This window comes from Vreelandella arcis, from assembly GCF_900103865.1.
Classification (GTDB): Bacteria; Pseudomonadota; Gammaproteobacteria; order Pseudomonadales; family Halomonadaceae; genus Vreelandella; species Vreelandella arcis.
The window spans coordinates 68,121-91,393 of record NZ_FNII01000008.1; the positions used below are offsets into that span (position 1 = coordinate 68,121).

The 23,273-nt window shown below is 57.6% G+C and carries 20 protein-coding genes; 4 read left to right on the forward strand and 16 right to left on the reverse strand.

The genetic code is table 11. The features are described 5' to 3' along the window. Positions 1-10: 10 nt before the first annotated feature. Positions 11-1,738: a C4-dicarboxylic acid transporter DauA gene (gene dauA / locus BLR97_RS11060; protein ID WP_089706380.1), complete on the forward strand. Its 1,728-nt coding sequence runs from the start codon at positions 11-13 to the stop codon at positions 1,736-1,738. Positions 1,739-1,850: 112 nt separating this feature from the next. Here dauA and adhP read toward each other — a convergent pair whose 3' ends face one another. Beyond that, positions 1,851-2,879, reverse strand: a complete 1,029-nt coding sequence (gene adhP / locus BLR97_RS11065; RefSeq protein WP_170833017.1) for an alcohol dehydrogenase AdhP — start codon at positions 2,877-2,879, stop codon at positions 1,851-1,853. 115 nt (positions 2,880-2,994) lie between these two features. Continuing rightward, positions 2,995-4,515: an acetaldehyde dehydrogenase ExaC gene (gene exaC, locus BLR97_RS11070; protein WP_089706383.1), complete on the reverse strand. Its 1,521-nt coding sequence runs from the start codon at positions 4,513-4,515 to the stop codon at positions 2,995-2,997. 116 nt (positions 4,516-4,631) lie between these two features. On the opposite strand from exaC, the gene BLR97_RS11075 reads away from it, so the two are divergent. Continuing rightward, complete coding sequence (locus tag BLR97_RS11075; RefSeq protein WP_089706386.1) at positions 4,632-5,315, forward strand: response regulator; 684 nt, start codon at positions 4,632-4,634, stop codon at positions 5,313-5,315. Here BLR97_RS11075 and BLR97_RS11080 read toward each other — a convergent pair. The 10 genes from BLR97_RS11080 to BLR97_RS11125 form a co-directional block, all read right to left on the reverse strand. After that, a complete protein-coding gene (locus BLR97_RS11080) occupies positions 5,312-6,712 on the reverse strand; it encodes an ATP-binding response regulator (protein ID WP_089706389.1) in 1,401 nt (466 codons plus the stop codon). The two genes, BLR97_RS11075 and BLR97_RS11080, sit on opposite strands and share 4 nt — an antisense overlap. After that, positions 6,684-7,847, reverse strand: a complete 1,164-nt coding sequence (gene nosP, locus BLR97_RS11085) for a nitric oxide-sensing protein NosP (RefSeq protein WP_089706392.1) — start codon at positions 7,845-7,847, stop codon at positions 6,684-6,686. Before nosP ends, BLR97_RS11080 begins: the two co-directional genes overlap by 29 nt. Next, positions 7,828-10,065 carry an ATP-binding protein gene (locus BLR97_RS11090; protein WP_089706395.1) on the reverse strand — a complete coding sequence of 746 codons (2,238 nt, stop codon included), beginning with the start codon at positions 10,063-10,065 and terminating at the stop codon, positions 7,828-7,830. The genes nosP and BLR97_RS11090 overlap by 20 nt, the downstream gene beginning before the upstream one ends. After that, complete coding sequence (locus BLR97_RS11095; protein WP_089706398.1) at positions 10,055-10,567, reverse strand: putative pterin-binding protein; 513 nt, start codon at positions 10,565-10,567, stop codon at positions 10,055-10,057. Before BLR97_RS11095 ends, BLR97_RS11090 begins: the two co-directional genes overlap by 11 nt. Before the next feature lie 195 nt (positions 10,568-10,762). After that, complete coding sequence (locus BLR97_RS11100) at positions 10,763-11,191, reverse strand: universal stress protein (RefSeq protein WP_089706401.1); 429 nt, start codon at positions 11,189-11,191, stop codon at positions 10,763-10,765. Between the two features lie 14 nt (positions 11,192-11,205). Continuing rightward, a complete protein-coding gene (locus tag BLR97_RS11105; RefSeq protein WP_089706404.1) occupies positions 11,206-13,809 on the reverse strand; it encodes a TRAP transporter permease in 2,604 nt (867 codons plus the stop codon). Positions 13,810-13,949: 140 nt separating this feature from the next. Continuing rightward, the gene (locus BLR97_RS11110; RefSeq protein WP_089706407.1) at positions 13,950-14,939 is read right to left on the reverse strand and encodes a TAXI family TRAP transporter solute-binding subunit; all 990 of its coding nucleotides are present in this window, start codon (positions 14,937-14,939) and stop codon (positions 13,950-13,952) included. Positions 14,940-15,211: 272 nt separating this feature from the next. Then, positions 15,212-16,519: a TRAP transporter large permease gene (locus tag BLR97_RS11115; protein ID WP_089706410.1), complete on the reverse strand. Its 1,308-nt coding sequence runs from the start codon at positions 16,517-16,519 to the stop codon at positions 15,212-15,214. Then, entirely contained in the window at positions 16,509-16,988 is a 480-nt protein-coding gene (locus tag BLR97_RS11120) for a TRAP transporter small permease (RefSeq protein ID WP_089706415.1), read from the reverse strand. The genes BLR97_RS11115 and BLR97_RS11120 overlap by 11 nt, the downstream gene beginning before the upstream one ends. Before the next feature lie 70 nt (positions 16,989-17,058). Further along, positions 17,059-18,069 carry a DctP family TRAP transporter solute-binding subunit gene (locus BLR97_RS11125; protein WP_089706417.1) on the reverse strand — a complete coding sequence of 337 codons (1,011 nt, stop codon included), beginning with the start codon at positions 18,067-18,069 and terminating at the stop codon, positions 17,059-17,061. A 253-nt stretch (positions 18,070-18,322) separates the two neighbouring features. Here BLR97_RS11125 and BLR97_RS11130 point away from each other — a divergent pair, with 253 nt between their 5' ends. Together BLR97_RS11130 and BLR97_RS11135 are read left to right on the forward strand one after the other, a co-directional pair. Then, positions 18,323-19,183 carry a DMT family transporter gene (locus BLR97_RS11130; RefSeq protein WP_089706420.1) on the forward strand — a complete coding sequence of 287 codons (861 nt, stop codon included), beginning with the start codon at positions 18,323-18,325 and terminating at the stop codon, positions 19,181-19,183. A 174-nt stretch (positions 19,184-19,357) separates the two neighbouring features. After that, positions 19,358-20,092: a ParA family protein gene (locus BLR97_RS11135; RefSeq protein WP_089706423.1), complete on the forward strand. Its 735-nt coding sequence runs from the start codon at positions 19,358-19,360 to the stop codon at positions 20,090-20,092. Between the two features lie 104 nt (positions 20,093-20,196). Here BLR97_RS11135 and BLR97_RS11140 read toward each other — a convergent pair whose 3' ends face one another. From BLR97_RS11140 to modA, 4 genes are read right to left on the reverse strand one after another with little or no spacing between them, the layout of a single operon-like run. After that, positions 20,197-20,718, reverse strand: a complete 522-nt coding sequence (locus BLR97_RS11140) for a DUF192 domain-containing protein (protein WP_089706426.1) — start codon at positions 20,716-20,718, stop codon at positions 20,197-20,199. After that, complete coding sequence (locus BLR97_RS11145) at positions 20,715-21,872, reverse strand: ABC transporter ATP-binding protein (RefSeq protein WP_089706429.1); 1,158 nt, start codon at positions 21,870-21,872, stop codon at positions 20,715-20,717. Before BLR97_RS11145 ends, BLR97_RS11140 begins: the two co-directional genes overlap by 4 nt. Beyond that, positions 21,835-22,503: a molybdate ABC transporter permease subunit gene (modB, locus tag BLR97_RS11150; RefSeq protein WP_089706431.1), complete on the reverse strand. Its 669-nt coding sequence runs from the start codon at positions 22,501-22,503 to the stop codon at positions 21,835-21,837. The genes BLR97_RS11145 and modB overlap by 38 nt, the downstream gene beginning before the upstream one ends. Then, on the reverse strand, positions 22,503-23,270 hold the full coding sequence (modA, locus tag BLR97_RS11155; protein WP_089706434.1) for a molybdate ABC transporter substrate-binding protein: 768 nt from the start codon (positions 23,268-23,270) through the stop codon (positions 22,503-22,505). The genes modB and modA overlap by 1 nt, the downstream gene beginning before the upstream one ends. Between the last annotated feature and the right edge of the window lie 3 nt (positions 23,271-23,273).

Sequence of the window (23,273 nt, forward strand, 5' to 3'; positions counted from 1 at the left end):
GGTTGGCCCCATGTCCCGCGCCCATCGACCCTCGGATTATGTCTTCCCGGTGCCTGGCAGTGCATTACTTAACGCTTGGCGCGAGGGCTATACGCTGGACAAATTAAAGCGCGATGTGATGGCGGGGCTGACAATTGGCGTGGTGGCGGTACCACTTTCCATGGCGCTGGCGATAGCCACGGGCGTGCCGCCTCAACACGGGCTTTACACCGCGATTGTGGCAGGTGCTGTTATCGCGTTAACCGGCGGCTCGCGGTTTAACATCTCCGGCCCCACCGCTGCCTTTGTGGTGATTCTATTTCCCATTGTGGCTAATCACGGCCTAGGCGGGCTGCTGATTGCTACGCTCATGGCCGGTGCAATTTTGGTGGCGCTGGGGCTTTCACGGTTGGGCAGCCTGATTCAATACGTCCCCTACCCGGTGATTTTGGGCTTTACGGCGGGCATTGGGGTGGTGATTGCGCTGCTGCAACTGCCGGATTTTTTGGGGTTAACCGGGGTCGAACTAGGCGATAGCACCCTGCATAACCTAGTGCTGATTGGCCGAGCGCTGCCTAGCCTGTCGCTTGCAGAGGTCAGCATCGGGCTTATCACCTTGGCGACGCTGTTGATCTGGCCGCGTTTAGAAACACCGGTTCCTGCGCCACTCGTCGGCTTGGCAGTTGGCACCCTGGCTGCCTCGCTGCTGATGGTGGCTGGCATTGAAGTCGATACCATTGCCTCACGCTTTAGCTGGGAATCCCAAGGCGAAATCGGCAGTGGCATCCCGCCCTTCGCGCCAAGCTTTGCTGCACCGTGGCATCTACCAGGGGCGGATGGCACACCGCTTGAGATCAACTTTGCGCTGTTTCAAGCGCTGCTGGGCCCGGCGTTGGCCATCGCCTTACTGGCGGCGATTGAATCGTTGCTCTGCTCGGTGGTGGCGGATGGCCTAACCTGTACTCGTCACGACCCTAACGCCGAACTGATTGGCCAGGGGCTCGGCAACTTAGTGGTGCCCTTTTTTGGTGGCATTACCGCCACGGCAGCGCTTGCCCGCACTGCCACCAACATCAAAAGCGGGGCTTTTTCACCGATCTCCGCCGTGGTGCATTCGCTGGTGGTCTTGCTGGCGGTGGTCGCCCTAGCGGGGGTGCTAGGGTATGTGCCCATGGCAGCTTTGGCTGCGCTGCTGTTTATCATTGCCTGGAACATGAGCGAGGCGCGCCATTTTGTGCACACGCTAAAAAGCGCCCCCGCTAGCGATGTGTGGGTGCTGGTGATCTGCTTTTTGCTCACGGTGATTTTTGACATGGTCATTGCAGTGGCGGTGGGTATTGGGTTGGCAGCAGCGCTATTCATCCGCCGCATGGCCCAGTTAACCCATACCCAGCGCTTGACCAAGCCGGATGGCGACGAACACTTCCCGCCGGAAGTCGCGCTGTATAAAGTCAGCGGCCCGCTATTTTTTGGCGCTGCTGAAAAGGCCATTGCCACGCTGCGGGTGATTGATCACAGCGTGCGGATTGTCGTTCTCGATATGCGCGATGTGCCCAGCCTGGACACCACCGCCATGGTGGCGCTGGATACGCTGCGGCGCGAGCTGGGCGAGCATAACGTAGGGGTGATGTTTGTTGGGCTGCCACCGCGCATGGCACTGAAAATCAAACGCGCGGGCATTAAGCGCGAAGCGGGTAAATTAGCGGTCGTCAGCAACCTTGCCCATGCCGAGCGTATGACGCGCCGCTGGTTGGGCTAACTTGATAGAAGCGAGGTTACTGCAGGGATTTAAACAGCCGGTAAGCAATGACAGGCATGAAATTAAAAAGGGGGAGCTGCCTCCCCCTGGTATGACACCAACTAGCTAACTGTTAGCTAGCCATATCCAACACGATGCGGCCTTCTATCTTGCCGTCGACCATGCGCTGGAAAACATCGTTGATATTATCCAGCGTGTCGGTTGCTACCGTGGCTTTGACCTTGCCTTCAGCTGCGAAATCCAGCGCTTCCTGGAGATCATTGCGTGTCCCCACGATGGAGCCGCGAATGGTAATACCGTTGAGCACCGTGCTAAAGATCGGCAGCGGGAAGTCGCCCGGCGGTAAGCCGTTGAGCACCAGCGTGCCGCCGCGGCGTAGCATATTCTGAGCCTGGTCGAACGCCTTTGGCGACACTGCAGTGACCAGTGCCCCGTGAGCGCCACCAATGGTTTTCTTCAAGTAAGCCGCCGGGTCGGTTTTCATGGCGTTAACGGTCACGGTGGCGCCTAATCGCTCGGCCAGGGCTAGCTTACCGTCATCGATATCCACCGCGGCCACGTTCAGGCCCATGGCCTTGGCATACTGGACGGCCATGTGCCCCAGGCCACCAATGCCCGAAATCACCACCCACTGGCCGGGGCGGGTATCGGTCATTTTCAAGCCTTTGTACACCGTCACTCCGGCACACAGCACCGGGGCAATTTCGATAAAATCGACGCTATCCGGCAAGCGCCCTACGTAGCCCGCATCCGCTAAGGTGTAGTCCGCAAACCCGCCGTTAACGCTGTAGCCGGTATTCTGCTGGGACTCGCACAACGTCTCCCAACCGCCTAAGCAGTGCTCGCAGAAGCCGCAAGCCGAGTAGAGCCAGGGCACCCCGATGCGGTCGCCTTCTTTGACGTGGGAGACACCTTCGCCCACCGCCACGATATGCCCGACGCCCTCATGGCCGGGAATAAACGGGGGCGAAGGTTTCACTGGCCAGTCACCATGGGCGGCGTGTAAATCGGTATGGCAAACCCCAGAGGCTGCCACTTTCATTACCACCTCCCCCCGCTTAGGCCGAGGCACGTCCACTTCTTCTAGCACCAGTGGCTGACCAAATTCTTGTACGACCGCCGCGCGCATTGTTTTATCCATGCAGGAACTCCTAATGGTTTTCGATTCGGCAGCTTCATAACTGCTGTCATCGGTGGCGTCAGAGGCTGACAACACCGCCCGACATTACGCCGGACAGTGTGGCTAGCAGACCGGGCTAGAAGAAGCCCAGTGGATTGATGTCGTAGCTGACCAGCAGGTTTTTGGTTTGCTGGTAATGCTCAAGAGCGACTTTATGGGTTTCGCGGCCAACGCCGGATTTTTTGTAGCCGCCGAAGGCGGCGTGGGCGGGGTACTGGTGGTAGCAGTTGGTCCATACGCGCCCGGCTTGAATACCCCGACCCATGCGGAAAGCAACATTCATATCGCGGCTCCACACGCCAGCTCCCAGGCCGAACTCGGTGTCGTTGGCAATCGCCAGCGCTTCCTCTTCGTCTTTGAAGGTAGTCACCGCCACGACCGGGCCAAAAATCTCTTCCTGGAAGACGCGCATCTGGTTGTTGCCTTTCAGCAACGTGGGCTGAATGTAGTAACCATCGTTGATGCTGGCGTCCATGGTCTCTTTATTGCCGCCGGTGAGGAACTCGGCTCCCTCGTCACGGGCAATATCCATGTAAGACATAATTTTATCGAACTGCTCTTGGGAAGCCTGGGCACCCACCTGCACATCAGTATCCAGTGGGTTGCCGCGTTTGATGGTTTGGGTGCGTTCAATCACCTTGGCCATAAACGCGTCGTACATGCTCTCCTGGAGCAGCGCACGGGAGGGGCAAGTACACACTTCGCCCTGGTTAAAGAACGCCAGCACCAAACCCTCGACCGCTTTATCAATAAACGTCGGTTCGGCGTTCATGATATCGGCAAAGTAGATATTGGGGGACTTGCCGCCCAGCTCTACAGTAGAAGGGATAATATTTTCCGCGGCGCATTTCAGAATATGCGAGCCCACCGGCGTCGAGCCGGTAAAGGCAATCTTGGCAATACGCTTGCTGCTGGCCAGCGCCTGACCTGCCTCAGCGCCGAAGCCGTTAACGATATTCAACACGCCAGGCGGCAGCAGATCGCCAATCACTTCCATCACTTTCAAAATCGACGCAGGCGTCTGTTCGGCAGGCTTGAGCACCACGCAGTTGCCCGCCGCCAATGCCGGCGCCAGCTTCCAGGTGGCCATCAGGATCGGGAAGTTCCAGGGGATAATCTGCCCCACCACCCCGAGTGGTTCGTGGAAATGATAAGACACCGTGTTGGCGTCGATATCGGTGGCAGTGCCTTCTTGGGAACGCAAACAGCCTGCAAAGTAGCGGAAGTGGTCAACGGCCAGCGGGAGGTCGGCATTCAGCGTTTCGCGAACCGCTTTACCGTTATCCCAGGTTTCAGCCACGGCGAGCATTTCTAGATTTTGCTCAATGCGGTCGGCAATTTTCAGCAGAATGTTGCTGCGCTCTTGTACCGAGGTTTTGCCCCACGCTGGGGCGGCTTTGTGCGCGGCATCCAGCGCTTTATCGATATCTTCCGCCGTAGAGCGGGGGATTTCGCAAAACACATGGCCATTAACGGGGCTAATATTATCGAAGTATTGGCCTTTTACCGGGGCCACAAACTCGCCGCCGATATAATTGCCATAGCGTTTTTCAAAGGACACCACTGAACCGGTATCACCAGGGTTGGCGTAGATCATTGTCATGCTCCTGCGTATTATGATTATTAAAGGTGCATTGACAGTGTTGTTCACTAAAGCAAATGGCGATATAGCCCGATGGCAGGATTAGCCCTCATCCCTTGGTAGGAGACGCCATGTATTCCCTGTTGGTGGCGGATGACCATCCGCTGTTCCGCGATGCGTTGCAGGTGGTTATTCACAGCGGTTTGCCGCATAGCCAGCTGCTAGAAGCCGACAGCCTCGCTGCTGCGATGCCCCTGATTGCGCAGCATGACAGCCTGGACTTACTGCTCCTCGATTTGAGCCTACCGGACGCCGAAGGTCTCGACGGCTTAACCCGACTGCGCGAGGCCTACCCTTGGCTGCCGGTGGCCATTATCTCGGCGCATCAAGAACGTCAATTAGTGCTCGATGCCATTAGCCTAGGCGCGGTGGGCTACATCCCCAAATCAACCCCCCGGGAAGCACTGCTCAGCGCGCTCACCCAGATCCTTGAAGGTCAGCTTTACCTGCCAGCTGACGTCATGCGTCGTCCATCGGCACCCGCATCCCGCGCGAAGGCTCCGGCCGACGCCGAACGCTTGGCGGGTGAACGGCTTGCGCAATTAACCGGCAAGCAGCTTGATGTCTTGTGCTGCATGACCGAGGGCATGTCGAACAAACAGATTGCCCGCGAGCTGAGCATTGCCGAGACCACGGTCAAAACCCACGTCTCCGCAATCCTACGCAAGCTGGAAGCCACCAGCCGCGTGCATGCCATCGTGATGGCGGGCGACGCTAACCTGCCGCTATATATGGCCAGCCGAACGCCGCGTTAATCTTTAGCCCCTAGCGGCTGGGTTAACAGGCTGACCAGCAGCATCCGCAATCGCATGGGTTTTAAGGGCTTTAACAAACAGTGCATGCCCGCCTCCCGGGCGGCTCGGCTCAGCACCGCATCGTGGTTGGCGGTAATCACCACCGCTGCTAAGCCTGGGTAGCGACGACGTAGCCGCGTAGCCAACGCTAGCCCCGTTTCACGGTGGTCGCCCAGGTGGTAGTCCACTAATAATACCGCCGGGCGCTCACCATCGCTGGAGGCCTCCAAGGCGCTTACCGTTGCTGCCGCCCGCACCCGGCAGCCCCAACTGCCCAGCAGCGCCTGCATGCCTTCAATAATCGCCAGATCATCATCGATCACCCAAATGACACTGCCGTTGAGCGGATCCTCTGCTGCCTCAGGCAGTCGCGGGGCGCGAGCAGTGTCCGGAACGGAAGGGGGCGCCGTTGCCTCTGCGTAGGGCACGGTGATCGAAAACAGCGCCCCTCGGCCCGGTTGAGAGGCCAGCGTTACCGGCTGTTCGAGCATAGTGCTAATACGATCAACGATTGCCAAGCCAAGGCCTAATCCGCGGCTATGATGGCGCTGGGCATCGGGAGCACGCTGAAACTCTAGGAATATCGCCTCGCGTTGCTGCTCGGCAATACCTGGGCCGGTATCGCCCACTATAATTTCGACGCCTTCGACACGGCGACGACAGCCCAACAGCACACGCCCCTGCTCTGTATACCGCACCGCGTTGCTTAAAAAGTTGCGAATCACCCGCGCCAGTAGTGCCAGGTCGGACTCAACCACCGCACTAGAGGGCACGTAGTGCAACGCCAACCCCCGCACCCCGGCCACTTGGCGATACTCCTCCGCTAGGGCATCCAACAGGGTACTCACTGAAAACGGTGCTTTATCAACGTGCAGCACCCCGGCATCCAGCCGCGAAATATCCACTAACGTGCCGAGCAGCCCTTCCACATCTTTTAGCGAACGACCAATATGGCCCACCAGGGCTTGCGAGGCGTCAGGCAAGGCGTGAGTTTCCAAGGCACTGGCAAACAACCGGGCGGCGTTGAGCGGCTGCAGCAGGTCGTGGCTGACCGCCGCCAGGAATTTCGTTTTGGATAGATTGGCCGCCTCCGCTTCAGCTTTTGCCGCCAGCAAACGCGTGTTGGCCTGGCCCAACTCGTCAAGAGCGCGGTGCAACGCGTCGGTACGCTCTCTGACTTGTTCGGCCAACAGCACGGAGCGCTCGAAGGCGGCATAAGGCGCGCCATCGGCACCGCTATCCGACTCCACGCGGCTCATCAGCGCTTGGCATATTTTGCGCAGTCGGCGATTTTCTTCACGTAAGTCAGCGGGGCTGAGCGAGGTATCGTCACTCGTCGAAAGTTGGAAGAGTGCCAAACGCCACTCCTGTAAATGTTTGATTTACATGCATACCATGGTGCTGTTCACCGTAGGTGTTAAATCCCACTACTCGGGATTGGCGCAGCAGCGTTGAGGCCTGTTCAAGATGCTCGACGGCCTCAAGCTCCATACGCCGTAAAAAACAGTCGCAACCAATCATCAGCGACGGCTGGCCCAACCGTGCGGTCACCCCCTGCAGCATGCGGTTCAGGTCATCCAACAGCGGAGCCGGCTGCATGGCCGTCAGTACGATGCCGTTCTCTACCGCACAGTAAAAGTTTAGGCTGCCGTCGTCATTGACGCACTGAATCGAGCGTACATAATGCTGCCCACCCAGTTGAACCGCGAGGGGATGGCTCGCAAACACGCCAGGCGCCAGTGCATTGGGCGAAACCCCTACCAAGTCGGCGTAGACGCTTGCCGCCGGCAAGCCGTTTAACTCCACGACGCGGCGGCGCTCCCGATCCGCTTCGGTGACCACCAGTTTATGGCTCAACGGAATCAGATGGTGGGTCGAAAACACTTCAAATGGCAGGCCCGTGTTAATCATCACCACCACAGCCGCGCCGCTGTGAAAGCGTCCGTCAGCGTAGACATGGGTATGAGCCAGATGATTGTCATCACCGGCGGAGCCACCAAAGCTGGGTATACGCCCCAGCGCGGCATCCAGCGTTGCCAGCACCTGTTCTTCTCGGCTTGAAAGCCCATCCAGCAGGGTTAACGCAAAGCTGTGTTCGTTCACCGGCGCCAACGCCTGACGACGGCAGCGCTCAATCAAACCATCGACCAGCGGCTGGGCATCGCTCAGCGCGAACTGATCCAAATCGCCGATCAAGGCCGTTTCGATGGCGAAGACCCGCCGGTCAAAGCCAATCGCAACAATACTGCCGCGATCGTAGCCGTGCGGGGTAATCTCACCGGCCGTGGTGCAGCCACTGACCGGCACGTCTGGGAATGCGCTGATCAGCGCGGCCGCCAAACGGTCTAAATCATACTCGGCGCTGCAGAAAAAAATAACGCCGCCAAGGTGGGCGTGGTTGAGGTCTTGGGCTAACGCTTGCACGGCGTGTTCGGCATTCAGCGAGCGGCTAGCAACCACCACAGTGCCCTGATTAGCTGGATAAGTGGTCACGTTTCCACCTCTCTAACGCCGAGTATGTGCGTGCAGCGGTTTGCCGCAACGTACTTAACGCATGGTCAAGCGCGCCAGCGGAGGGTGCTTCCTGCCTGACCAGGGCGTCAAGCTGCTTGGCATGCTGCGCCACCTGCTGCGCACCAATACTTAGCGCTTCGCCACGCAGTTGGTGAGCCAGGCGGGCAACATGCTGGGCGTACTCGGCGGGTAATGACTCAAGCCCGAAGTACGTCGCCAACTGGGCGAGATAATCATCAACTTGCTGATGGTAAAGTGCGATAAGTTGGCGCAAGTAGGCCTCGCCCAGAGTGCCGTAAAGGCTACTTAACGTGTCGGTACTCAACAACGCTTCACCGTTTTCAGGAGGGGAGCTTGCCGGCAGGGGCGTTTTGGGCTCGGTGCCCCCTAGCTGAAGCGCCAGCGTATTACCCAATGCTGCTATCGACAGAGGCTTGGTGATGTAGTCATTCATGCCCGCCTGCAAACAACGCTGACGGTCATCCTCCGCACCGCCCGCGGTCATCGCCACAATGGGCACACCGGTTAGCCAACCTCCCTTGGCTCGCAGCTCGCGAGTCACCTCGAGTCCATCTTTATCGGGCAGTTGAATATCCATAAAAATCAGTTGAACTCGCTGAACCTCCACCATGGCCAGCGCATCTTCGCCGTTTTCAACGCAAATCACTTCGCAGCCCAAGCGCGACAACAGTTCAGTGGCGACTTTACGGTTAATGGCATTGTCCTCGACCAGCAGCAGCGAAGTGCCGGAGAAGCGTTGCTGAGTCGGCGGCGAGGGTAGCGGTGTACCATGATAAGGCGTCGCTTCTATAAGCGGTAATTGACAGCGGAAGGTACTGCCCTCACCGGGTTGGCTATCAACGCTCAATTCCCCACGCATGGCTTCGCTTAGCCGCTTGGAAATCGCCAGCCCCAAGCCGGTACCGCCGAACCGTCGGGCGACCGAAGCATCCGCCTGCTGAAAGGGTTCAAACAGATGCTGCTGCTGCGCGATGCTCAAGCCGCAACCGGTATCCGTTACGTCAAAGCATAAACGGTCATCGGTAGCTGATACGCGCACCTCAACTGAGCCGTAATCGGTGAATTTAATCGCGTTGGCAATCAAGTTAAGCAATATCTGCCGCAAGCGCCCAGCATCTACCATGACCCAGGCCGGTACCTTTTCCTCTATGTGGCTGGTAAGCGCCAACCCCTTCGCTTGTGCCCTGGGTTTAAACAACGCGACAACGCTTTCTACCAACGATTTAACGGCGGTTGGAGCGGTTTCCAGCGTCAGATGGCCCGCTTCGATTTTGGAGAAATCCAAGATTTCATTGATCATAGCCAGTAGCTGGTTAGCGCTTTCGTGGATTGTGTTCGCGTAATCCGCTACCTGGACGCGGTCAGCGGGCTCACGCAGCAATTCGCTCATACCAATCACGCCATTCAACGGCGTGCGAATTTCATGGCTGACCATGGCGAGAAAATCGGATTTCGCGTGGTTGGCCGCCTGGGCTTGCTCGGCGGTGACTTCCAGTTGGCGGCTGAGCTGCTCTTGATTTCGCCTAGCGGCAGCGCTCTCACGCATTTCGCGCACCAGGAACGCCACCACCATCAGCGCCGCTATGCTCATTGCCACAATCAAGCTCATCAATAACTTATACAATAGGCTCAGTTGAGCGCGCTCTTCGGTGGCAGATTCAGCTAAGTAGCCGTTGATGGTAATCACCAGCCGTTCGGTGAGGCGCGTCAGAGTTTGCATCTCGTTTTCTATCGCCGTAATGGGCATTTGCTCAAGTGTATCGTGAGGCTCAAACATAGGGTCGAGAATATCCAACTGCTGTTGGATTTCGTCGAGTAATTGATGTGCAGGCTCAATGCGTCTCAGAAGCTCGCTGACCTCGCCTTCATTGAGCAACGTAATGCGGCTATAGAGCAGTTCAAACCCTAGGTCGAGTTCATCTTGGGCATCAGGCGACACTGGTCCGCGGGTTGCGTTAAGCAGCTGATTCAATAGCTGGACTGCGTCACGATCGAGCTTGTAAACCACCCAAGAGGTATCTTCACGTAGCGATTGTGTCAGATTGTCTTGCCGCCAAGCGGCGATGGTGGCCACCACCAGCGCCGCCGCACATAGCACCACGGCGGTCATAGCGACCAGTTTGAAACGCCAGGGATAGCGCAACAAGCGGGGGCTAGGCGTCATGTTAAAGGGCATTAATCTGCATCACCTGCCAGACAGCGCGAAAGCGCATTTTTTCACTCAATAAGGCGGCATCTTGATCAAAAGGATAAAGCACCCAAAGCGGGCCGTACTCACGGATGGGAATGGCGTTGCCATCACGCTTGAGCGCTAAAATAACGTCGTAGTCGTAAAAATCACTGACGGGGATTTCCGCTTCGTAGCCGTTGAGCGCTAATACATTGACGCTGCCTTCTTCGACGCCCACGCAGGCCAGTAAATCGCGCATCAAAGGCCCTTCGTAGTGACTGCTGCCCTCGGTCCAAGGGGTGCTCGTCTCGAAGCCATGCTGAGGCAATTGCTGCAGCATCTGCCGATCAAAATGCACTTCGTCGGCGTTATTTGGCTTATCAATATCGCCGCCCACTTTAAGAATAACCGGCCCTATCGGCTGTCGGTTTTCTACCGACGTATGCGCGAGCCCCGCCAAGGGAATGCTGAACGCCAGCACGATGTACCCTAATAACAACGCTTTCATTACGATATCCTCTTGCCGCGAAACCCACTGGATAACTGATGGCAGATCCCTCTAAGGTTACGCCATCTCCTTGGCAAGATCCGTATAAACGCGACTTTTTTCGCTGGACGCGGGCTGGTTTTACTCCGCCCAGACGCTGGGAAATTAAAAAGCTCCAAACGACGTTTGGAGCTTTGTGTTTCACCGTGCAGACGGTTAACGGACAATCATGACCGACATTTTGGAATGATGCACCACATGCTCGGCGTTTGGCCCCAGTACATAATCGACAAACTTACGCTTGTTATGAGAGGCCATGACAATCAGGTCAACATCAAGCTGTTTGCCGACTTTGATAATCGCCTCCCAAGGCGAGCCATCAACGATCACGCTTTGGGTGGTAATCGTCTCCGGCACGTGCTTTTGAATAAACGCGTGCTGCGCCTCTTTCACGGCCTCGTGGGCCTTTTCCGAGAAGTCTTTGGGGAAATAAGCGCCCACCATGGGCATCTTAAATTCCGGCAACACCGTCACCACATGCAGCGATGCGTCAAACGTCTGGCACAGCTTGATCGCCGTGGGTAACGCTTTTATCCATGAACTCTCTTCGTTGAGGTCAACGGGCAGTAGAATTTTATGGTACATGGCAGCCACCTCCTTTACGCGGTATTGGCCTTGGTATTGCGACCCTCGGCGTGCCGTCGACGGCGTTGTAGCATCACGATAAGGGCGAATACCGCTAGTGCGGGTATCCAAATCCACTCTTTCGTCCAGCGATCCACCGGTGCCAGCACTTCGACGATTTCTTGATCGAAGTCAAAGCCGAGTTCTGCGGCAGAGCTACCGTACGTCACCATATCGACAGTCGCCGTACCGTCTTCGGTCAGCAGCATCAAGCCGAGATTATCCAAGCGCTCCTGCCCGCTGTCGCCTTCGGGTACCGGCACTAGGATATAGGTGGTCATGGGATCGCCGTAATCATCCAACCCACTGATTTGAACCCGTAGCGACGACTCTTCATCCGCTTCGCCCAAGGTCTCAACGAACTCGGCAGGCGGGGTAGACCGATAAGGATCGTGAATCATGTCCATAAAGAAGCCCGGGCGGAACAGCGCAAAGGCCACCACCAGCAGCAGAATCGACTCATACCAGCGGTTGCGCGTCACCATAAAGCCCTGGGTAGCCGCCGCAAAAATCAGCATCGCCACGGTGGCCACCACAAAGATCAGTATCCCTTGCAGCGGCGTCACATCGATTAATAATAAGTCGGTGTTGAAGATAAACAAAAACGGCAGCGCGGCGGTGCGCAGGCTGTAATAAAACGCCTGGAAGCCAGTGCGAATGGGGTCGCCCCCTGAGACCGCGGCGGCCGCGAAAGAGGCCAGCCCCACCGGCGGCGTCACATCCGCCATAATGCCGAAGTAAAACACAAACAAGTGCACGGCGATTAGCGGTACCAGCAGGCCATTTTGCGCACCCAACTGAATAATCACCGGCGCCAGCAGCGCGGATACCACGATGTAATTGGCGGTGGTCGGCAGCCCCATACCCAAGATCAAGCTGAGAATAGCCGTTAGCAGCAAAATCAACAGCAGGTTGCCCATGGCGAGCGTTTCTACCACCCCTGCTAGCACCAAACCGACGCCGGTCTGGGAGACCGCGCCGACAATGATACCGGCCGTTGCCGTCGCAATGCCTATGCCGATCATGTTACGGGCACCGGTCACCAGCCCGTTCCATAGATCCATACCGCCTTCCCGCAGGTCGGCAGCAATATCGCTGCGGCCCCGGAAATACGCGGTAACGGGCCGCTGGGTCAGCATAATGAAGATCATAAATACCGTGGCCCAAAACGCCGACAGCCCTGGCGACAAGCGTTCGACCATCAAACACCACACCAATACGATCACCGGTAAAATATACTGCAAACCGACCAGCACCGTCGGGCGGGTTTGCGGCAGTTTGACCACCGGCTCGTTAGGATCATCGACTACCAGCTCGGGATAGCCCGAGGCCAGTTTAAGCAGCGCAATATAAACCGCCGCTAGCGCCACACCAATGACCCAGGGAGCCGCCGGGCCCAACACGGGTTTCAACCACCCCAGGCCGTAATACACCGCCAGCGCAGTGATCATCAGCAATAACAAACCGCCTAAAAAGCCGGTTACCTTGCGGATCAATGGCTTAGGTGGGTTACTGCTTTCCAGCCCCTGCATGTTGGCTTTCAAGGCTTCCAGGTGAACAATATAGATCAGCGCAATATACGAAATCAGCGCAGGTAAAAACGCATGCTTGATCACTTCAACGTAGGAAATGCCCACGTACTCGACCATCAAGAACGCTGCGGCCCCCATGACAGGCGGCATAATTTGCCCGTTGACCGAGGACGCCACTTCGACGGCCCCGGCTTTTTCTGATGAAAAGCCCACCCGTTTCATCATTGGGATCGTAAACGTACCGGTGGTCACCGTGTTAGCAATTGAGGAGCCCGAGATCAGGCCGGTCATTCCCGAAGCCACCACAGCGGCTTTAGCCGGGCCGCCTTTGTAATGCCCCAGCATAGAAAACGCGACTTTAATGAAATAGTTACCGGCACCCGCTTTATCCAGCAGGGCACCAAACAAAACGAACAAGAAGACGAAACTCGTCGATACCCCGAGCGCAATACCAAATACGCCCTGGGTGGTTAACCATTGGTGATTGACCAGCCCGTGCAGACTTACGCCGCCGTGGGCCAACATACCCGGCATCCAAGGCCCTGCCAGCGAATAGAATAAAAACACCGAGGCCACAATCATCAGCGGCGGCCCCAACGCACGCCGGGTGGCTTCTAACAACAGCAAAATGCCTGTCACACCGACCACCACATCAATCATCAGCGGGGCACCGGGTCGCTCCGACAAGCCTTCGTAAAAGATGAACATATAGGCACCGCAAAACGCGGCCACCGCCGCCAGCACCCAGTCTTGAATGGGGATACGATCGCGGGGCGATCGCTTCAGCGCAGGGTATGCCATATACGCCAAAAACAGCGCAAAGGCTAAATGGATCGAGCGGGATTGAGTGGCGTTAAACACCCCGAAGCCGACCAAATAAGGCAGCGGCGACGCGATCCACAGCTGAAAGAGTGACCACACCGCCGCAATACCCACCAGCAACTTGCCCGGCACTCCGGCTGGCTTGCGCGAACCGGAGTCCGTTGAGGCGACAAGATCCTCAAGATCAACATTCGACCCACCGGTCTTGGTGTTGTCCGTTGTCATAAGCATGCCCTGCAAAAATATGGATGGCACTGTGGAATGCCAGCACGATGCCTAGCGGCATCCCAAACACAACGCGCGGCCCCGTGGGAGACCGCGCGCACATCTTTCATTGGGTGGTTAATCACCCCTAACCGATGACCTTACTCTTCGATCCAGCCCTGCTCTACGTAGTACCGTTTGGCACCGTCATGCAGCGGAGCGGACAGACCTTGGGTGACCATGTCTTGGGCATCCAGGTTTTCGAAGGCCGGGTGGAGTTGTTTGAAACGGTCAAAGTCGTCGAATACCGCTTTAACAGTTTCATACACCACGTCGTCGTCTAGGTCAGCGGACGTAACGAACGTGGCCGCCACACCAAATGTCTCTACGTCGTCGGGGTTGTTTTTATACAAACCACCGGGGATCACAGAGCTTGAGTAGTAGGGATATTCGTCAACAATGCCTTGAATATCTTCGTCGTTCATCGGAATCAGACGCGAATCAACGGTGGTGGTGGCTTCCTGAATAGAGCCATTTGGGTGACCCACCACATACACCATGGCGTCGATGTTGTTATCAGAAAGTGCGGCAGCTTGCTCGGCAGCACCCAGCTCAGAGACCATGGAGAAGGTATCTTCGTCCCAGCCCTTCGCATCCATCACCACTTCCATGGTGTTACGCTGACCCGAGCCTGGGTTGCCGATATTAACGCGTTTGCCTTCCAGGTCATCCAAGGTTTCGATGCCAGAATCTTGACGGGCCAGTAACGTCAAAGGCTCGCCATGGATACGGAAAATAGCGCGCAGGTCGTCAAACCCTTCGCCATCGAAGGTTCCTTCGCCATTGTACGCTTGGTACTGAACGTCAGACTGGACAACGCCCATGTCCAGCTCGCCGGATTTAATGCCGTTAATATTGGCAACAGAGCCACCAGTGGACGGTGCGTTACAACGAATGTTGTGCCCGTCGCTGCCACGGTTAACCAAGCGGCATACGGACTGACCAACGACGTAATAAACACCGGTTTGGCCACCGGTACCGATGGTAATGAATTGTTCGTCTTCCTCTTGGGCCATTGCTGGAGAAGCAAAAGCGGCGGCGGCGAGTAGCGCACCGGAGAAAGCAGCGGTAGAAAATGCGTGGCGTTTCATGAACACACCTCTTTATCTTGATGTTATGAGTATTGGGCGTTGGGCCATGCCTGCATGATACTTCCACAGGTCAGCAGACCCAAAACGTTGTCAAGTCAATCTGTTATCAGCGCCGACAGTGTCTGTCGGCTGTCACTACTTTAGCGAAAAAAAGCCAAATTAGCGAAATACGAAACGCTAAATAATACCCTAACGTCTATTACTCAGTGTAGCGATCTTCATCGTTTAGGGAGCGTTAACCGGTATTCCGCTGTTGCATAGGCCAATCGACATCAGCCAACGTTATAGCCCAAAACGCGCGGCAGCCAGAGCGCAATACTGGGGAAAACCGCGACCAGCGCCAAGGCACAGCCCATGGCGACCACAAACAGCAGCGCCCAGCCCAGCGTCTGCTCCAAACGAATCTTGGCCACTTCGGTGGTGACCATTAAATTCACCGCCACCGGCGGAGTAAACTGGCCAATGGCAATATTCATCGCCAATAGAATCCCAAACCACACCGGATTCCATTCGAAATGCTGCATCACCGGAATCAAAATCGGCATCATGATCAGATAAATCGAGATGGCATCCAGCAGCATCCCCGCCACCAGCACCGCCAGCATGACTAAGACCAGCAGCAGCACGCCGTTATCGGTCAAGCCAATAATCCACTCCGCCAGGTGGCGGAAGGTGCCCAACATGGTGCCCGCCCAGGCAAAAATACCCGCCAGGGCAATAATCAGCATCACCACGCCGGAGATAATCGCCGCTTCACCGAATAGCTCCCAGAGGTCACGCCATGACAGTTCACGGGTAAGAAAAAGCCCGACGACGGCACCGTAGGCAACCGCCACGACCGCCGCCTCGGTAGGCGTAAATAGCCCCGTGCGAAGCCCGCCGAGTATTAACACTGGCGCAAAAAGCGCGGGCAAAGCCTGCCTAAAGGTACCTCGCACACTCAGCCGTTCGGCGCCTTCCCCCGACGTACCGCCTTCCCACCCATAACGTCTGGACACCAGCAGTGCCGGTAGCAACAGCGCCAGGCCAGCCAACACACCGGGAAACAAGCCAGCGGCAAACAAGGCGCGCAGGTCAACACCCGGCACCACAATGGAATAGAGAATCAGCGCCACCGAAGGTGGAATGAGAATGGCAGTGGAGGCAGACGCCGCAATCAGCGTAGCGGAGAACGGCTTGGGGTAGCCCGCCTTGGTCATGCTCGGCAGCATCACCATGGCAACCGCCGCCGCATCGGCGGGGCCTGAGCCGCTCATACCGCCCATGATCATACACACCAGCACCGCGACCAACGCTAGCCCTCCGTGGCGCGGACCAATCAATGCCTGGGCGAAGCGCACCAAGCGTAGCGCGACGCCGGCACGCTCAAAAATCAATCCGGTTAGTATAAATAACGGAATCGCAATGAGCGGGTACTTAGCCACGCTGTTGTAGGTATTGGTGCCCAGCGTTGCTAACATATCCGGCGAAAGTCCGAGCACAATGCCCACCGCCCCCGACAGCGCCAGCGAAAACGCCACCGGCACGCCGGCAATAAGAAACCCTGCGAACGCCAGGATCATCCATACGTCAGGCGTCATCGTCGTGCCTCCCGGCCAGACGATCGCGGGTTTGCTGCAGCAACCGCCACAACATGGCAGCAGACAGCACCGGCAACCAGACGATGTACCACCACTGCGGCAGGCCAAGACCGGGCGAGAGCGACTGCCACTGATATTCCTGCCAGGCTAGTTTAGCCCCGAACCACGTAATCAGCCCCAGTACCACTAGCCCGCAAAGCGCTTGAAAGACGATCAATAGCCGCCGGGGGCCAGGTGGCAGCGCTCGCTCTAAAAAGCTGATACGAATATGGCGCTGACGACGCAACGCCACCGAGGCGCCAGCGAAGGTCAGCACCACCAGCAAGAACACCGAAAATTCCTCAGTGAATGAAAACGACCCGCCGGTTAAATACCGCGTGATCACATTACCCAAGCTAATCAGCGAGATAACGATCAGTGCCAGTGCCCCCAGCCAGCGTTCGGGGCGCGCATCTGGAATGCCTTTCATGGCAGCCTCACAGCTAAAGCTACCGGCCCTAAAGGCCGGTAGGAAAACAATAAAAATGAATAGGCTGTGCCTAGCGAGCGTCGATGGCCGTCTGTGCTGCCTCTACGAGATCTTCACCAATCCGCGGTGCCCACTCATCGTATACAGCGCGTGTGGCGTCAACAAAGGCTTGGTACTGCGCATCGGTCAGTTCCGTCACCGTGACGCCGCGCTCCCGAATAGCCGCGAGGCGATCGCTTTCTTCTTCACGCGTCATAGCGATTTCCCACTCGCCTGCCTCGACGGCGGTTTCGCGCAGCAGGGTACGGTGTTCTTCGCTAAGCGACTGCCACACCTGCTGGTTAACAGCGAAAATCAGCGGGTCGTTCATGTAGTTCCACAGCGTCAAATGCTCTTGGCCGACTTGGTCAATGCGCGCCACATCAAATACCGAAAGCGGGTTTTCCTGACCGTCTACCGCCCCAGTAGTAAGCGCCGGCTTGGCATCCGCCCAGCTCATTTGCGTGGGATCGGCATCCAGCGCCGAGAACGTATCCTGGAACAGCGGCGACCCTACCACGCGAATTTTGAGGCCTTCCAGATCACCCGGCTCACTGATCGGCCCGCGGGAGTTAGAGACCTGGCGGAAGCCGTTTTCACCCCAGGCCAGCGGCATCACACCACGGGATTCAATCGCTTCAAACACCATCTCACCGGCCTTGCCACCGGTGACCGCATCCACAGCAGCTTCGTCGGGGATGAAAAACGGCAGTGAGAAAAGGTTAAGTTCAGGTACCTGCGGCGACCAGTTGATCGTCGAACCAACGGCGGCATCAATTAACCCCGAACGCATGGCGGAAAATTCGCGGGTTTGATCCCCGGATACTAACTGCGAGTTGGGATAAACCCGCATCGTCAGTTCACCGTCGCTACGTTCTTCAACCAATTCTGCCCACTTTTCCGCAGCCTGCCCCCAGGGAAACGCATCCGGCAGCACCGTCGAAACAGACAGCTCCCGAGCCTGTGCGGAAAGCGAAGCAGAGAGCAGTGCAGCACCGGCCAAGCCGGCAGTGAAACGAGCCATTGAGCGTGTCAGCGTCATGGTAGATCCTTTTTATCGGTTTTTGTGATGACTTTATTATTGGGCCAGCCCTTACCACCGAAGTCGACTCATATTGGCGATAAGCACCCCATTGTAGGTATTCTTTTGTTGAAAGGAACCCATCCAAACGGCTATTGAAGACCAATATGGAACGCCGGAGGCTGCATACCGCCAACCCGGGGCTTATACGACAATATTGTCACCTGATATCCTAGCCGCGCTTTCTCTTCTACTTCTACCAACGGACATCAACGTGCCACTACGCGACCTGCTGCTCGGCCTCTTTGTCATCGCTATATGGGCGCTGAATATCATTGTTATCAAGGTCGGCGTGGCGGAACTGCCGCCGCTATTGCTGACCACGCTGCGCTTTACGCTGGTCGCCGTGCTGCTGGTGCCCTTCTATCCTGTGGCGCGAGCTCAGCTGCCATTTTTACTATTACTTTCCTTCACCTTCGGTAGCCTGCATTTCGGCCTGCTGTTCATTGGCTTACAGCAGGCCGAGGCGGGTACTGGTGCGCTTTTAGTGCAGATGGGCACGCCCTTTGCCACGCTGCTGGCGGTGATCTTTCTGAAAGAGAAGCTGGGCCCCAAACGTGTTGTCGGGCTGCTGCTCTCGTTTGCGGGCATTATTGTGTTGGCGGGTGGGCCCACCTTACCGACGCCCCTCCCCCTGGCGATTCTTTTGTGTAGTGCAATGGGCTGGGCGGTGTCACAGCTATTGATTAAGCGTGGCCCGCCGATTGCGCCGATGGCGTTGGCAGGCTGGGTGGCGCTGTTTGCGGTACCCCAGGTAGCGCTGGGCTCGTGGCTGTTTGAGAGTGACCAGTGGCAGGCAATACAGCAAGCGAGCTGGTTGGGCTGGGGGGCGATGATTTACACCGCCGTGATGTCGTCAATTGTCGCTTACGGGATTTGGTATGCGCTTTTACGCCGCCACCCGGTTAATCGCGTGGTACCCATGACGCTACTCGTACCGGTATTGGCAGTCGGCCTAGGCGCGCTATTAATGGGCGACAGCCTAGGCGTGCATAAGCTGGTGGGCGGCGGCTTAGTGGTGGCGGGTATCGCCCTGATTGTGCTTAATTTCAGCCGACGCCCGCGCTCCGTTTAATTCGCGAGTTGGCAGGGATCGACGATCTCAGGGCGATCCGCCCGTCGTTATCGATAAAGGCAATGTCGAGAGGAATCAGCGTAGCGACATCGGCAGCAGCGCCGTCATCGAAACGTCACATATCCGCGCGGGCCAATCAGTTAAGCTAGATCGTTACCGAGCCGGGAGTTCACCATGAAGATGCTGGCGCTTTATAGTATCAAGGGCGGCGTGGGCAAGACCGCCTCCGCCGTTAATCTCGCCGCCGAAGCGGCACGCGACGGCAGGCGGGTGTTGCTGTGGGATCTAGATCCCCAGGCCGCCACCACCTTCTACCTGCGCAGCAAACCCAAAGTGCGCGGTGGCGTCGACAAACTGGTCAAGGGCAAGGCCGATCTCGATCGGGCGATCCGGGAGACTGACATCGAGGGGCTCGACCTGCTGCCGGCGGCGCTGGGCTCGCGCGAACTGGAAGCGTCGCTGGAAACCCGCAAGCCCAGTCGGCTGCGCAAGATCCTCAATCCGGTGAAGGGTAGTTACGACTTGGTGATACTCGACTGCCCGCCGAGCCTGTCGGCGCTCGCCGAGCAGATCTTCTCCAGTGTCAATGCGCTACTAGTGCCGGTGGTGCCGACGACCCTGTCGTTGCGCACCCTTGAGCAACTGGACGGTCATCTCGACGAGGTCGACCATGCCTGCCCGATCTGGCCGTTCGTGACCCTCGCCGACCGCCGCAAGACCCTGCACCGCCAGGTGATGGAGACTCTCAGCGAACGCTGGCCGAAGCGCCTGTCGACGAACGTTCCCAACGCTAGTGCGGTCGAGCGCATGGGTATAGAACGCGCTCCGGTGGGGCATTTTGCCCGTAGCAGTCGGGGCGCTCGCGCCTACGCCGCGCTGTGGCGAGAGATCGCGCAGCGTCTGCAATGACCGTCTGCAACAACTGTTTACAACAACCCGGCTCAAGGCCGGGGCGGTGGCTTGGTGGTCGTGGGTATTGCCCTGATTGTCATCCGATTCCGCCGTCGTCCAGCTTAATCTGCGGACTGGCAAAAACCGGCCTCGTCGGGGATGGAAACACAGTCGCCCACTTGGATGCCGCGTTCGGCAAAGTAGCCAGCGTTGACCTCTAGTGCTGAATGATACGCCGCGCCAGCCGGATAAGAGGGGCAGTCACTCGGCGAGGAAGATTCACAGGGCGGCATGGTATTAATCGCTACAATCCGTCCATCGCTATCGATAAAGGCTATATCCAAGGGGATCAGCGTGCGATACATCCAAAAGGCATTGTTAGCCGACTGCTCGCGCTTAAAGCGGAACAGCATGCCGCTTGATTCGGGTAAGCGCTCGCGCCCCATTAAGCCGCGCTGACGCTGGGAGACCGTTTCCGCTACTTCGACCTCTAAACGATGTGGGCCGCCCTCGCTGTGAATAGCCAGCGCCATTGTCTCGGCGTCATCGGGACTCGTTTGTGCCCACAATGATGCGCCCGGCAGATACCAGGCTAACGGCAGCATAAGCGACGCTTTTAGCAGCGTCCGTCGATTCATGGTCATGGTGTGTTCCTTTTCTCATCGGGCGCTGTGTCTACGCCGTGCCCTGGCATTAGATGAATGCCCCCCGCCAGCAGCGACACATTCACCGCCACGCCGGGGGTTAATTGGTTACGTCGCACTGCGTGGGTCGCGATATCGAAACGTAGCATATCGCCATGTGGAACGCGCAACGCGACCGAGGTCATGCCGCCTAACACGATAATCTCGTCGACCGAGGCAGCTACAGGATTCTCCCGTTCCCCCTGTGAGGGGCGATCACGGCGATGGAGGACGATATCCGAAGGCGGTAGATACCAGGCCACTCGCTCGCCAACGTTAAGCCCCTCAAGCCCCGAGGCAACGTCTAACGCATAGCGCCCCCACTGCAAGCGTCGCGTGCCGTCAACCTCGACCACCTGCCCGTCAAACACGTTATTCCGATCCAACAGCCGTGCAACGTTGGGTGACGCCGGGGTGCGAAACAGCGTTTCGGGCGGGGCTTGCTGCAGGCTATTACCGTTATGCAGCACGCAGATTTGATCGGCCAGCGCGGCGGCTTCTTCCAGGTCGTGGGTGACCAGCACAATGGGTATCGAGATCTGCTGGCGAAGCCGGGCCAGCTCGCGCTGTAACCGTCGGCGCGTGACTTGATCCACTGCCGAAAACGGCTCGTCGAGCAGCAATACCTGAGGGTCTCGAGCCAGCGCACGCGCCAGTGCCACGCGCTGACGTTGGCCACCGGATAGCTCACTAGGGTAACGATTTTCCAACCCTTTCAAGCGCACCGTTTCAAGCCACTGCTCGGCTTTAGGACGGCGCAGCGGTGTCGGCAAATGGCGTAGCGGTAGCTGAACATTGGCAAGCGCAGTTAAGTGGGGAAACAGCGCATAGTCTTGGAAAACCATGCCCACACGACGCCGTTGGGGGGATAGCGATTGTTGGCGCTGGGTATCGAGCCAGGTGTCACCCGCGCACTCGATACGCCCGTGCTGGGGGCGATAAAGCCCGGCAATGGCACGTAACAAAGTGGTTTTACCGCTACCCGAAGGCCCTACCAAGGCTAAAAGCTCTCCGGGTAAGCAACTGAACTCGGCATTCAACGGGATTGGCCCGGCCTGCTGCGCTTCAACGGTAAGCTTAACCACGCGCCCACCTCCGGCGACCCGCCAAGCCATAAACCACGCCCAGGGTGGTAAACGAGACCACCAATAATAGCGCGGCCATTTGTGCTGCCCCCTGTTCGTCAAAGGCTTGCACTCGATCGTAGATGGCAATGGCAAGGGTGCGTGTTTCGCCGTCGATGGCCCCACCGACCATCAGGATCACACCAAATTCACCCAGGGTATGGGCGAACGTCAGCGCGGTAGCAGACAAAATGCCCGGCCACACCAGCGGCAATTCAATAAGCAACAGCGTTTGCCAAGGGCTAAGCCCGCTGCACCACGCTGCTTCGCGCAGGTTGTGGGGCACGTTTTCAAAGGCACGTTGAATCGGCTGGATGGCAAACGGCAGGTTAGCCACCAGCGAGGCCAACAAAATACCGCTAAAGGTAAAGGTTAGCCCACCCCCCGTCAGTGACATCCATAGTTGCCCTACGGGTGCCTCGCGGCCAAAACTTTGCAGTAAATAAAACCCTAACACCGTCGGCGGTAGTACCAACGGTAGCGCCACCAGCGCCTCGCAAAGCCCTTTGCCGCGAAACTGCGCCGTGGCCAGCCTCCGACCGACCCAAATACCAATGGGCAGCAAGAACAAGCAGGTGAAGATCGCCAAGCGTAATGAAACAGACAGTGCCGACCAATCCATTAGTCTGTACTAAACCCGTATTGGTGAAAGATAGCCTGCGCTTCAGACTGCTGCAGCCAGGTGTAAAACGCCCGTGCGGCGTCGCCTGCCTGCGGGGTCAGTACCATGCGCTGACGTAACGGCGTGTGCCACGCCTCAGGGATCAACACATACTCGCTGCGCTCGCTAAGCGTCGGCGCAAGCACTAATGAGTACGCCACCAACCCCCCACGGGCCTCATCTGAAAGCGCGAACTGGGTCGCCTGGGAGACGTTTTCCCCCTGCACCCGTAGCGGCTCGGTGGCGTCCCAAAGCCCCTCATTCCTCAACACTTCTCGAGCGGCAATGCCATAGGGCGCATGCTCTGGGCTCGCAATGGCAATGCGCAAGCGCTGCCCGGCTTGCAAAGCCTCCAAGGCGGCGTGAACGCCCGCCAGCGGGGCTTGCTCATCGGGTGCTGAATATCGACCTTTGGGCTGCACCCAGGCTAAACGTCCTCGCGCGTAGATCACGCCGTCATTATCGACATCGCCATCCTGGTAGAGCGCTTGAACAAAGCCCTCATCAGCAGACAGAAATAGCTCGAAGGGGGCGCCTTGGGCAATCTGGCGTCGGAAATTACCCGATGAGCCAAAGTTAAGGCGCAGCGTATGCCCTGTTTGTTGGGAAAAACGCGCGGCGGCTTCTTCCAAGGCAAACTGTAAACTGGACGCCGCCGCCACAATCGGCGCGCCCGCGGATGCGGGCACGCTCGCCAGTAACAAACAGGCCAGTAGTAGTGCACGCATGGT

What these genes read in the sequence shown, in the direction of transcription:
- exaC (WP_089706383.1), bottom strand. Translation starts at nt 4,515, where the DNA reads ATGATCTACGCCAACCCTGGTGATACCGGTTCAGTGGTGTCCTTTGAA.
- BLR97_RS11090 (WP_089706395.1), bottom strand. Translation starts at nt 10,065, where the DNA reads ATGCCCTTTAACATGACGCCTAGCCCCCGCTTGTTGCGCTATCCCTGG.
- modB (WP_089706431.1), bottom strand. Translation starts at nt 22,503, where the DNA reads ATGGATTGGTCGGCACTGTCTGTTTCATTACGCTTGGCGATCTTCACC.
- BLR97_RS11115 (WP_089706410.1), bottom strand. Translation starts at nt 16,519, where the DNA reads ATGACGCCTGACGTATGGATGATCCTGGCGTTCGCAGGGTTTCTTATT.
- adhP (WP_170833017.1), bottom strand. Translation starts at nt 2,879, where the DNA reads ATGGATAAAACAATGCGCGCGGCGGTCGTACAAGAATTTGGTCAGCCA.
- BLR97_RS11100 (WP_089706401.1), bottom strand. Translation starts at nt 11,191, where the DNA reads ATGTACCATAAAATTCTACTGCCCGTTGACCTCAACGAAGAGAGTTCA.
- modA (WP_089706434.1), bottom strand. Translation starts at nt 23,270, where the DNA reads ATGCGTGCACTACTACTGGCCTGTTTGTTACTGGCGAGCGTGCCCGCA.
- dauA (WP_089706380.1), top strand. Translation starts at nt 11, where the DNA reads ATGTCCCGCGCCCATCGACCCTCGGATTATGTCTTCCCGGTGCCTGGC.
- BLR97_RS11095 (WP_089706398.1), bottom strand. Translation starts at nt 10,567, where the DNA reads ATGAAAGCGTTGTTATTAGGGTACATCGTGCTGGCGTTCAGCATTCCC.
- BLR97_RS11125 (WP_089706417.1), bottom strand. Translation starts at nt 18,069, where the DNA reads ATGACGCTGACACGCTCAATGGCTCGTTTCACTGCCGGCTTGGCCGGT.
- BLR97_RS11120 (WP_089706415.1), bottom strand. Translation starts at nt 16,988, where the DNA reads ATGAAAGGCATTCCAGATGCGCGCCCCGAACGCTGGCTGGGGGCACTG.
- BLR97_RS11110 (WP_089706407.1), bottom strand. Translation starts at nt 14,939, where the DNA reads ATGAAACGCCACGCATTTTCTACCGCTGCTTTCTCCGGTGCGCTACTC.
- BLR97_RS11135 (WP_089706423.1), top strand. Translation starts at nt 19,358, where the DNA reads ATGAAGATGCTGGCGCTTTATAGTATCAAGGGCGGCGTGGGCAAGACC.
- BLR97_RS11075 (WP_089706386.1), top strand. Translation starts at nt 4,632, where the DNA reads ATGTATTCCCTGTTGGTGGCGGATGACCATCCGCTGTTCCGCGATGCG.
- BLR97_RS11140 (WP_089706426.1), bottom strand. Translation starts at nt 20,718, where the DNA reads ATGACCATGAATCGACGGACGCTGCTAAAAGCGTCGCTTATGCTGCCG.
- BLR97_RS11145 (WP_089706429.1), bottom strand. Translation starts at nt 21,872, where the DNA reads ATGGCTTGGCGGGTCGCCGGAGGTGGGCGCGTGGTTAAGCTTACCGTT.
- BLR97_RS11105 (WP_089706404.1), bottom strand. Translation starts at nt 13,809, where the DNA reads ATGACAACGGACAACACCAAGACCGGTGGGTCGAATGTTGATCTTGAG.